Here is a 10,691-nt window from a genome sequence, read left to right as displayed (position 1 = left end):
ACCACGACACCACCATCTTCGAACCACACCCGCCCAGCCACAAGCAGTTTTCCCTCACCACCGAGACGCGAAGCGGCTTCGCCGCTCGATACGCCCCTGCGGGGCTACTCGACCAGCAGGGGAGTCGAGATCCCGGCGTCAGCGGCTGGGCCGCAGGCGCATCAGCGCGACGCGCACGCCGAGGCCGAGGCGGACCGCCAGGCGGACGGGCGCCTGGTACCAGGCGTCGTACTTCTGCGCGAGGTAGACGTACGCGCTGCGGTGGTGCACCGCGAGCATCCGCGCCGAGGCCAGTCGCGTCGAGTGCCCGCCGAGATGCGACACGACCGCGTCGGCGAGGTAGACGTTCGACCAGCCGCGCTGCCCGAGCGAGTCGCCGAGCTGCACGTCCTCGAAGTACATGAAGTAGCGCTCGTCGAAGCCGCCGATCTGCTCGAACGCGGTGCGCCGCACCATCACGCAGGCGCCCGACAGCCAGCCGGCCGTCATGCTGCCGTGCTGCATCGTCTCGACCGCGCGGGAGCGGCGGTACCGGCGGGACCAGGGGTTGCCCGGCCAGACGTGCGCGAGCAGCGCGTGGCCGATCCCCGTCCCGAGCGAGGGCAGTGCGCGGGCCGAGGGGTAGACCGTGCCGTCCGAGTCGAGGATGCGCGGGCCGATCGAGCCGATCCCGGGATCGGCGGTCGCCGCGGCGTAGAGCGCGTCGATCGAGCCGGGCAGGAAGACCGTGTCCGGGTTCGTCACCAGGATCCACTCGATCTCGGGGCCGAGGCGGTCGACGGCGTAGTTGATCGCCCTGCCGTAGCCGAGGTTCTCACCGGTCTCGTGGAAGAGGACCTCAGGGCGGCGCTCGACGACGCGGCGGACCGAGTCGTCGGTGGTCGCGTTGTCGACGACGACGACGCGCACGTCGTGCTCGGTCGCCTCCGGGATCGACTCGAGGCAGGCGCGGAGGACCTCACCCGAGAAGTGGGTGACGACGACGACCGCGATGGGCAACGTCGAGCGGGCGATGAGAGCCTCCGGGGGAGCGGCGTCGACGGGCGGGGGCACCGTCGGAAGAACTCGACGAGGCTAGCACGGGCCTTCGAGCGGGGCTCCGGCGCTCAGCGCGCGGCGGACTCCACCTCGTCCACGACCTCGCCCAGCTCGGGGGCGATCGCCGCGGACGGCGCACGGAACACGACGAACTTGTAGAGGCAGAAGTTCCAGACCAGGCCGACCATCACCGCGACCGCCTTCGCGACGTTGATCGCGAGGAAGGCCTTCTCGCCCGCGCTGGGCAGGAAGAGGAGCGAGGTGCCGAACCGGGTGTCGAAGAAGACCTCGAAGCCGTAGATGATCAGCGACTGGAGCACGAGCGAGCTGAAGCCGGTGACCAGGAAGAACTGCGCGAAGGTGCGCACGGTCGGCCGGTCCGGGTGCCGGAAGACGAAGAAGTGGTTCAGCAGATAGGAGATCGAGATCCCCACCGTCACCGAGGCGACGTTCGCGACCAGCGTGGGCAGCCCGACCAGCAGGGCGAGCGCGTTGAGGATGAGGAAGTCGAGGGCGGTGTTGAGCGAGCCGGCGACGAGGAACCGCACCTTCTGCGATTCCAACCACCGCGACGACGACGGCCAACGCGACACGACTGCTCCTTCGATTCCTCGCGCTGGGAAGATGCGCGTCCGATCACACTACGTGGGGGATCTGTGCCGGACCCGGCATTGAGCCGCGCCAATCTGAGAAGGAAGCCGATCCGACACCGGTCGTTCATTCTTGGGAGGCGCCGACGGCCGCTGGTACTGTTCCACTGCCTCCGCCGCGGCGGACCGTTCATGCTCCCGCCGGAATTGGATCAGATGCTCGCCCTCACCATCGTCACCCCCACGTACAACGAAGCGGACAACATCGGCGAGCTGCTCCGTCGCCTGTCGGCCGCAGTGGCGCGCGAGACGGACGTGCGGATCCGCTCCGTCATCGTCGACGACTCCTCGCCCGACGGGACGGCCGCCAAGGCCCGCGAGCTCGGCGCCCAGCTGTCCACGGACGCGTTCACGGTCGAGGTGCTCGAGCGGACGACCAAGGAGGGGCTCGGCGCCGCCTACCTCTGGGCCTTCGGGCAGGTCCTCTCGGCCGAGGAGCCGCCCGACCACATCCTGCAGATGGACGCCGACCTGTCGCACGACCCGAAGTACCTCCACGACTTCCTGCGCGAGGTGCGGGCCGGGGCCGACCTCGTCGTCGCCTCGCGCTACATCCCCGGCGGCGGCACCCCCGACTGGACGCTCGACCGCAAGATCCTGAGCCGCGGCGGCAACCTCTATGCGCGGGCGCTGCTCGGCTCGCGCCTCACCGACTGGACCGGCGGCTTCAACCTCTTCAGCAGGGAGCTGCTCGAGCGCATCCACTTCGAGACGGTCGACGCGACGGGCTACGGGTTCCAGATCGCCCTCAAGCACCGCGCGATCAGCGCGGCGAAGCGCGCCCGCGAGATCCCGATCGTCTTCCTCGACCGCACCGAGGGGACGTCGAAGATCCCGGGGAACACGATGCTGCAGAGCATCCTCCTCGTCCTCCGCATCCGACTGGGACGCCGCAGCCCGCGATGACGGGCGTCGACGCGACGCGGTCGAGGCTCCGCGCGATCGGAGCGGAGGCGGCGGGCCTGCTCCTCGTGCTCGCCGCGACCGCGGTCGTGCTCGCCGTGCTGTCCCGGACGCCGTGGTGGACCTATCTGCTGACGGACGGGGACTCGCTCGCACTCCCGCTGCTCGTCGCGTCGGTCGAGCGCGGTGAGCCCTTCGAATGGGTGGCGACCAGTCAGCTCCTGCTCTTCCCGGAGCTGCCGCTCTACCTGCTGAGCCTGGCGCTGGCCGGCGGGTCGGCCGTCGCCTCGCTCGTCGTCAACGCCTTCGTCAACGTCGCCGTGCTCCAGCTCGGCGTGCGCTGGCTGGCGGCGCGCGTGCTCGCAGGCCGGTCGCGGTCGTGGCGGATCGGAGCGGCCGTCGCGGCGACCTCGGTGGTGCTCCTGCTGGCGGCGACCGAGGGTCGCGGGCTGATCAACGCGGGAGCGTTCGCCAGCGGCATCCTGCTGACGACCTACTACTCCGGAGTCGCGCTCGCCGCGGTTCTGGCCCTCGCCCTGATGGCCGAGGCGAGCGGAGGCTTCGACCCCGCCCGCCCGCCGGGCGCGCGGCGGACGGCGCTCGCCCTGATCGGAGCGGCGGTCGTCTCTGCGGCGACGACGCTCTCCAACCCGCTGTTCGCCCTGCAGTTCACGGCGCCGGCCGTGGTCTCCCTGCTGGCCGTGCTCGTGCTGCGGCGGATGGCCTGGCGCCGCGCGCTGCTGATCTCCGCCGTGCTGATCGCCGGCGCGGGCATCGGCTACGCCGCCCGAGGTGCCTTCGCGCGCTTCGTCGCCGTCGACGCGGCCACCTACCTCCACCTCGAGCGGGCGGGCTCCGCGGTCGACGGATTCCTCCTGCAGGTGCGCGACGTCGGCTCCACCCGGCTCGGGAAGGTGGAGATCCTCGTCGTCGCCCTGCTCCTGCTCGCGGCCGTGCTCACCCTCGTCGTCGCGGTGGCGACCCAGGTCCGGCCGGAGACGCCCTGGGCCGTGGCCGACTCGAGCGTGGTCCTCGCCGTGTTCGTCCTGGTCGCCTCGGCGTCCCTCGTGCTCGGCCAGATCGTCACCGGCAGCCTGGTCAGCCGCTACCTGCTGCCGCTGGCGGTCTTCCCCGCCCTGATGGTCCTGCCCGCTCTTCAGGACTGGGTCCCGCGCGGCCTGCCCGGGGCGGGCCTGCTGCGCCGGGTCCGGCTTCCTCGGCCGATGCGGGTCGTCGCCGCCGCCCTCGTCGTGCTCGTCGCCGCGGGGGGAGCGGTCCTCGCGGCGGCGCCGATCCGCAGCGCCGCCGCCCAGGCCGGCGCGACTCCCGAGCGCGCGTGCCTCGAGCAGTGGCTCGACGGTCGCGACCTGGCCGGCGTCGGCTCGTTCTGGACCACCCGGCCGCTGGCGCTCTACGCCGATCCGTCCGTCGACGTCCAGCAGGTCAACTTCGACTTCACGCCGCAGCTCTGGATGAACAACGCGGCCGCCTACCGGTCGAAGACCTTCAGCTACGTGCTCGCCGATCGGGACCCCGACTGGGCGGCCCTCGCGCTCGGCACTCTCGGCGAGCCGGCCTCGGTGACCGCCTGCCCGACCTTCGACGTCTACGACTACGCCGGGACCGCGGGCGAGTCGACCCTGAACACGATCGTCCAGCGCGGCATCGAGACGGCGGAGGCCGAGCGTGGCCTCTGAGCGGCGGGTGCGTCCCGCTTCCGAGGCTCGGGGCGGCAGCGGTGCGACGCGCCGGCGCCTGCTCGTCGAGCTCGGCGCGGCGCTCGCCGCCGCCGGCGCGAGCGTGCTCGCCGCCGTCGTCGCGCTGGGCGTGACCCCGGCGGCGATGACGCAGCGCTGGCAGGTGGGCGGTGGCGACCAGACGCTGCACTACCTGCTCTTCCGCAGCGCGACGCAGGCGTTCCCCTTCACCGAGAACGGGGCCCTGGGATTCCCGGACGGCTTCAACGCCTTCTTCACCGCGCAGTTCGACGTCGCCGCCGCGGTGACGGCCGGAGCGCTGAGCCTCGTCGTCCGCGACGGCTTCGTGCTGCTCAACGTCTTCACCCTGCTGACCTTCGCGTCCACCGCCCTGACCGGCTACGCCTTCTTCCGGTGCCTGCGCTCCCCGGTCTGGGCGTCGGCGCTCCTGGCCGCCGTCTTCAGCCTCGCCCCCTACCACTTCCTGCGGGTCGGCTACGGGCATCCGTTCCTCGCCGCGTACTGGGCGATCCCCCTCCTCGGCATCCTGGTCCTCGTCGCCGCCGGTGATCGGACCGACCCGTTCCGCGCCTGGCGGGCGCGCGGCGCGACGCCTCGTGCGCGGCTGCTGCGCGGGGCCGTGCCGGTCCTGGTCCTCCCCGCCCTCATCGCGTCGAGCAGCGGCTACTACTACGTCTTCAGCGTGCTCGTGCTCGGCGGGGTGTGGGCGCTCTGCGCACTCGCCGGTCTCGCCAGCCGGGTGCCGCTGCGCGAGGTCCTCGGCCGGGGGCTGCCGCTGGCCGTCCTCGGGGTCTTCGTCGGGATCGAGATCGCCGTCCTCGGCAGCGACTGGGGCGAGCGCACGACGGCCTACTTCCAGAGCCGCGGGGTAGGGGAGTCGGAGATCTTCGCGGGCAAGCTGCTCTCGCTCTTCCTGCCCTGGCAGGGCACCGAGCTGCCCAAGATCGGCGCCCTTACGAACCTCTACTCGACGGGGACCGCCGTCGCCGTCACGACCGAGCCGCCCGGCATGCCCGTGCTCGCGATCGCCGGCCTGTGCCTCCTGCTGCTGGCGCTGCCGCTGACCGGCGCCGTCGGCGGACGGGCGCTCCGCCTCACCGCCGTCGGGCGGCTCCTCTCGGACGAGCGGCTGCGGGTCCTCGCGATCGCGGCGCTCTGGACGCTCGCCTTCTTCGTCATCGCGGGCTTCGGCATGGCGATCGCGCTGTTCCTCGATCCGACGATCCGCGCCTGGTCGCGGCTGTCGATCGTGATCATCCTGCTCGGGCTCGGCGCGGTCGCGATCGTCCTCGGCCGGATCACCGGGCGCGGACTGCGCATCGCGGCGGCCGTCGTGGTCGTCGGGATCGCTTTTTTCGATCAGCTCGCGGGAGTCGCGCGGATGGTGCCGATCGCGCCGACCGACGACGCCGAGGTCTCCGCGCTCGTCGCCGAGACCGACGCCGCGCTGCCGGACGGCTGCGGAGTGGTGCAGCTGCCGATCAAGAGCTTCCCCGACAGCGGGGCGATCGGGAGCATGGGCGACTACGACCCCGCCCTCCCGTATCTGCGGACCGAGGGCGAGGACCTCGCCTGGAGCTACGGGTCGGTCGGCGGCACCGAGGGCTACGAGGTCTTCGACGACCTCGGGACACCCGCCGAGTTCGCCGCGGCCGTGCGGGCGAGCGGGGCGTGCGCCGTCTCCGTCGACACCGCCGCGTACGTCGGTCGCGAAGGGGCCTGGGAGGACGACGTCGTCGCGGTGAGCGGGGCGCTCACGCCGACGGCGCAGTCCTCCTCCGGGCGCTGGCTGGTCTTCCCGGTCGTCCCCTGACCTCGGTCGCTTCCTGACCGCGGGGCGTCCGGGGTCCGGAGCCACCGGCGGCGCCGATCACGAGCGGAAGAGCAGCCAGCGCTGGTCGGCGTCGTCGCTGGTGACGGCAGGGGCGTCGGGGTCCGCGACCGCGTCGACGAAGGCGCGCCAGCCGTCGGGGTCGTCGACGTACGCCGCCGTGTCGACGAGGACCGCGCAGGCGCCGGAGGCGTCGTACTCGCGCTCGAAGGCGCGGGTCGTGGTCGCGTCGTCCCAGTCGTCGGCCGAGAACGTCCCGCGCACGGCGCCGTAGCTGAAGCGCAGGCCGTCCTCGTCCGAGGAGTAGACGTAGGGCAGCGCCTCGTCGTAGTCGCCCATGTCGCCGATGTCACCGGTCTCGGGGAAGTCCTTGAGCGGGAGCTGGACCACGCCGCAGCCGGGCTGGAGCACCTCCTCGCTCTCCTCGACGAAGGAGCGGATCGCCGAATCGTCGGTGGCGGCGATGCCGACCGCCGTGCTCGCGCCGCCGACCTGGTCGATCAGGCCCACCACCGCGACCGCCGCGAGGATCGGGAGCAGGACCCGGAGCTTCGGGGCGACCGCCTCCAGCGCGAGCCCCGCGACGCCGAGGGCGAGCACGCTGAGGACGATGGCGAACCGGGACCACGCCCGGATCTCCGGGCTGACCACGTAGGCGAGGATCGCGCCGAAGCCGGCCACGACGAAGAAGAGCAGGCCGACGACGAAGGCCTGACTGAGCAGGCCGACTCGGGCGTCGGCGACGAGCCCGAAGAGGCGCGACCGGCGCTCGGGCGCCGGGCGGCCAGCGCTGAAGAGGGTGACCAGGACGATCAGCAGCACGATCAGGAAGGCGATCGAGACGACCACCGCCGTCGCCGGGTTCTCGGACCTCGGCACCACCTCGGTCGAGGCCTCGTAGCTCCTGGCCAGCGCGGCCAGCGAGCCGAACCCGCTGAGTGGAGAGGGCAGCAGGAGGTTCTGGATCTTGCCGCCGTAGATCTCCGACTCCTGGGCCGAGCGCCCCTGGAAGTACTTCTCGTAGCGGTCGCCCTGATCGTCGGAGAGGACAACGAGCTGCACCGCGATCAGGACGAGAAGAGCGCCGAGCGCGAAGGTCGGCCACGCGAGAGTCCGCAGCGGGGCCCGGCGCACGAGCGCGGCGATCACCGCGACCGCCCAGGCCGCCCCGAGGACGATTGCGCCGAAGACGAAGTAGTACGACTGCGTCCAGGCGACGGCGAGCGCCAGGACGAGCACCAGCGCGCCACGGAGGAGGAGGGCGCGGCGGCGGCCGGGGAGCCGGGAGGTCCAGCGGCGGAGGGGGTCGGTGGCGTCGCCCCCGATGACGAGCAGCAGCACGCCGATCAGCGGGACGGACCAGTAGTTGGCCAGGAACGGATGGCCCAGCGCGAGCTGGAAGAAGTGGTACGGCAGGACCGCGGTGAGCACCCCGAGGACGAGCGAGGTCGGGCGGCGGAGGCGGAGGGCGCGGTAGAAGAGGTACGCGGTGGCGCCCGCGGCGGGGAAGCCGGCGAGGCTGTAGAGGTTGAACAGCCAGACGCCGTCGGGCGTGAACGGGCCGACGAGGGCGACGAACGCGGCGGACCACGGGTCGAACAGCGGTGCGAAGAACAGGTTCTGCGCCTCGGGGAAGCCGAGCCGGTCGTTCGGGAAGAACGGCAGGACGTCCCGCGCGCTCGAGAAGATCGCGTAGTGCAGCACCTGGTCGGCGCCGCCGAAGCTCCAGCGCTGCCCGAGCTGGTCGACACCGACCCGCAGGGCGAGCATGCCGAGCACCGCGGCGACGACCGCCGACAGCAGAGTCAGGCCCGCGTCGACGAGGAGGAAGCTTGGTCGGCGCTTCACCGGGACGGGCTGCGCTGCCGGTGCGGGCTGCTCGGCGGGTGCGGGCTGCTCGGCGGGGGTGGTCTGCTCGGCGGGTGCGGGCTGCTCGTCGGGGGTGGTCTGCTCGGCGGGTGCGGGCTGCTCGTCCGGGGTCGTCCGCTCCTCGGGGTCGGTCCGCCCGGCCGGTGCGGTCGGCGTGTCGGACGCGTCCTCGGGTGTCATCAGAGCGGTCGTCCTTCGGTCGGGCACCGGTCGGGCACAGTGCGGGGGAGGGGGGCGCTCCGGAACCCTATGGTATTTTCATTTGGCTTCGCCGGGCCCCCGGTCTGCTCTCCCCTGTCGTTCCCCATCTGAGGAGGCGGTCCTCGACCGTGACCCGCATGTTCCTCCTCGCCGGCGGTGCCGGATTCCTCGGCTCCCACCTCGCGGCCGAGATCGTCCGCCGCGGTGACAGCGTCGTGGTGATCGACTCGCTGCTGACCGGCTCGACCGCCAATCTCGAGTCCCTGCGCGGACACGAGCGCTTCACCTTCGTCCAGGACGACGCCGCGAACGCCCTCGCCGTCCCCGGCCGCTTCGACGTCGTCCTGCACTTCGCCTCGCCGGCCTCGCCGCCGCGGTACCTCGCCCACCCGATCGAGACGCTGCACGCGGGCTCGACCGTGACCGAGGCACTGCTCGAGGTCGCCAAGCGCGACGGCGCCCGCTTCGTCGTCTCCTCCACCTCGGAGGTCTACGGCGACCCGCACGTGCACCCGCAGCACGAGGAGTACTGGGGCAATGTCAACCCGAACGGGCCGCGCAGCGTCTACGACGAGGCGAAGCGGTACGCCGAGGCGATCACGTTCGCGTACCGCCGCTACTTCGACGTCGACACCGGCGTGGTGCGGATCTTCAATACCTACGGCCCGAACATGGACATCGACGACGGCCGTGCCGTCCCGGCGTTCGTCAAGGCGGCGCTGGCCGGCACCTCGATCCCGATGCACGGCGACGGCACCCAGACCCGCTCGCTGCTCTACGTGGACGACCTCGTCGACGGGGTCCTCCGGATGGCGGACTCGGCGGACGCGGGTCCGATCAACCTCGGCAGCGTCGACGAGCTCGAGCTGGGCGAGATCGCCCGTCTCATCGTCGCCCTCATCGGCAGCGACTCGGTGATCCACTACGAGCCGCGCCCGATCGACGACCCGGAGCGCCGCAAGCCCGACATCACGAAGGCGCGCGAGATCCTCGGCTGGCAGCCGACGGTGCCGCTCGAGGACGGACTGGCGCGGACCATCGCCTGGTTCCGGTCCACCCTCGTCACCGCGCCCTGACCGCCGCGCCCCGCACTCCGACGCGCGCCGCAACCGCGCCTGAACCCCACCGCGCGCCGCAGCCCGCCCGGCGCCGCACGAGAGAGAATCCCGACGTGAAGCTTTCCATCCTCATGCCCGTCTACAACGAGCAGGCGACCCTCAAGAAGGCCGTCGACCGCGTCCTCGCGATCCGGTTCCAGGACGGCGTCGAGATCGAGTTCGTCATCGTGAACGACGGCAGCCGCGACCGCACGAAGCAGATCCTCGACGCGCTCGAGGACCCGCGCATCCGCGTGTTCCACCAGCCGATGAACCAGGGCAAGGGCGCGGCGATCAGCCGGGCCGTGCAGGAGGCGACCGGCGACTACGTGATCATCTGCGACGCCGACGAGGAGTACCGGCCCAGCGAGATCCCGACGCTGCTGCAGCCCGTCCTCGACGGCGACGCGCAGCTCGTGTACGGCAGCCGCACCTTCGGCTCGCACACGTCGTTCTCCTACTGGTACGTCATCGGCAACAAGGGGGTGAACCTCGTCACCAACATCCTCTTCAACGCCTACATCTCCGACGTGGAGACCTGCTTCAAGCTGATGCCGCTGAGCCTCTACCGCTCGCTCGAGATCAAGGAGAAGGGCTTCGGCATGGAGGCGGAGGTCACCGCGAAGCTGCTCGCCCGCGGCTACCGCCCCTACGAGGTCGGGATCAGCTACAAGGCCCGCACCCGCGAGGAGGGCAAGAAGATCACCGTCAAGGACGGCTTCGAGGCGCTCTGGATCCTCCTCAAGATCCGCATCCGCGAGGGCTCCCGCACCCGCCCGCCGCAGAGCGCGGAGGTCTGAGCCCGTGGCCAGGAGGAGTCCGGTCGCGCTCGTGAAGGCGGTCTACAGCGGTCTGATCTCGTACGCGCTGAAGTTCGGCGTCGTCGGCATCCTCGGCCTCGTCGTCGACGTCACCGTCTTCAACCTGCTGCGGGTCGGCGGGATCGGCGGCGAGCACGTCCTCTCCGGCCCGATCGGCGCGAAGGTCGTCGCGGTCGCCGCCGCGACCGTCGTCACCTGGTTCGGCAACCGCTACTGGACGTTCCGCGAGCACCGCCGCGCCAACTACCTCCTCGAGCTCGCCGAGTTCAGCGTCGTCGCGGTCGCCGGCATGCTAGTCAACCTGCTGCCGCTCTACATCTCGCACTACGTGCTCGGCTTCGACAATCTCGTCGCCGACAACATCTCGGCGAACGTCATCGGCCTCCTGCTCGCCACCGCGTTCCGGTTCGTGCTCTACCGCTTCTGGGTCTTCGGACACCACCGGAGCGGGGGCGTCGTCGCGAACCGCGAGGCGGAGCAGGCCGCCGCCGCCCTCTTCGAGGACGACCAGGCCGCAGCCGCGGACACCGGCCGCATCCCCCGCCTGCGCTGACCGACGCGGC

9 protein-coding genes are annotated in these 10,691 nt (G+C 71.6%); 6 read left to right on the top strand and 3 right to left on the bottom strand.

Going from position 1 to position 10,691, the window contains the following annotated elements; genetic code table 11:
• Positions 1 to 138 precede the first annotated feature (138 nt).
• Together EDF35_RS18885 and EDF35_RS18880 are read right to left on the bottom strand one after the other, a co-directional pair.
• Positions 139 to 1,053: a glycosyltransferase family 2 protein gene (locus tag EDF35_RS18885; RefSeq protein ID WP_243840062.1), complete on the bottom strand. Its 915-nt coding sequence runs from the start codon at positions 1,051 to 1,053 to the stop codon at positions 139 to 141.
• A 53-nt stretch (positions 1,054 to 1,106) separates the two neighbouring features.
• Positions 1,107 to 1,631 carry a GtrA family protein gene (locus EDF35_RS18880; protein ID WP_123444360.1) on the bottom strand — a complete coding sequence of 175 codons (525 nt, stop codon included), beginning with the start codon at positions 1,629 to 1,631 and terminating at the stop codon, positions 1,107 to 1,109.
• 213 nt (positions 1,632 to 1,844) lie between these two features.
• Between EDF35_RS18880 and EDF35_RS18875 the strand changes: the two genes are divergently transcribed.
• The 3 genes from EDF35_RS18875 to EDF35_RS18865 are packed head-to-tail and all read left to right on the top strand — an operon-like array spanning position 1,845 to position 6,122.
• Complete coding sequence (locus EDF35_RS18875; protein ID WP_133963430.1) at positions 1,845 to 2,594, top strand: polyprenol monophosphomannose synthase; 750 nt, start codon at positions 1,845 to 1,847, stop codon at positions 2,592 to 2,594.
• On the top strand, positions 2,591 to 4,288 hold the full coding sequence (locus EDF35_RS18870; protein WP_133963429.1) for a hypothetical protein: 1,698 nt from the start codon (positions 2,591 to 2,593) through the stop codon (positions 4,286 to 4,288). The genes EDF35_RS18875 and EDF35_RS18870 overlap by 4 nt, the downstream gene beginning before the upstream one ends.
• Positions 4,278 to 6,122, top strand: a complete 1,845-nt coding sequence (locus EDF35_RS18865) for a hypothetical protein (RefSeq protein WP_133963428.1) — start codon at positions 4,278 to 4,280, stop codon at positions 6,120 to 6,122. The genes EDF35_RS18870 and EDF35_RS18865 overlap by 11 nt, the downstream gene beginning before the upstream one ends.
• Before the next feature lie 57 nt (positions 6,123 to 6,179).
• Here EDF35_RS18865 and EDF35_RS18860 read toward each other — a convergent pair whose 3' ends face one another.
• Complete coding sequence (locus EDF35_RS18860) at positions 6,180 to 8,189, bottom strand: hypothetical protein (RefSeq protein ID WP_133963427.1); 2,010 nt, start codon at positions 8,187 to 8,189, stop codon at positions 6,180 to 6,182.
• Between the two features lie 158 nt (positions 8,190 to 8,347).
• Here EDF35_RS18860 and EDF35_RS18855 point away from each other — a divergent pair, with 158 nt between their 5' ends.
• From EDF35_RS18855 to EDF35_RS18845, 3 genes are all read left to right on the top strand, one after another.
• The gene (locus EDF35_RS18855) at positions 8,348 to 9,286 is read left to right on the top strand and encodes an NAD-dependent epimerase/dehydratase family protein (protein WP_133963437.1); all 939 of its coding nucleotides are present in this window, start codon (positions 8,348 to 8,350) and stop codon (positions 9,284 to 9,286) included.
• A gap of 95 nt (positions 9,287 to 9,381) precedes the next feature.
• Complete coding sequence (locus EDF35_RS18850; protein WP_133963426.1) at positions 9,382 to 10,107, top strand: glycosyltransferase family 2 protein; 726 nt, start codon at positions 9,382 to 9,384, stop codon at positions 10,105 to 10,107.
• 4 nt (positions 10,108 to 10,111) lie between these two features.
• A complete protein-coding gene (locus tag EDF35_RS18845; RefSeq protein WP_123444367.1) occupies positions 10,112 to 10,681 on the top strand; it encodes a GtrA family protein in 570 nt (189 codons plus the stop codon).
• The last annotated feature ends 10 nt before the right edge of the window (positions 10,682 to 10,691 follow it).

Source organism: Rathayibacter sp. PhB151, assembly GCF_004366415.1.
Classification (GTDB): domain Bacteria; phylum Actinomycetota; class Actinomycetes; order Actinomycetales; family Microbacteriaceae; genus Rathayibacter; species Rathayibacter festucae.
Note: the sequence above shows the minus strand (reverse complement) of the source record. Positions and strands in the feature narration are given on the sequence as shown.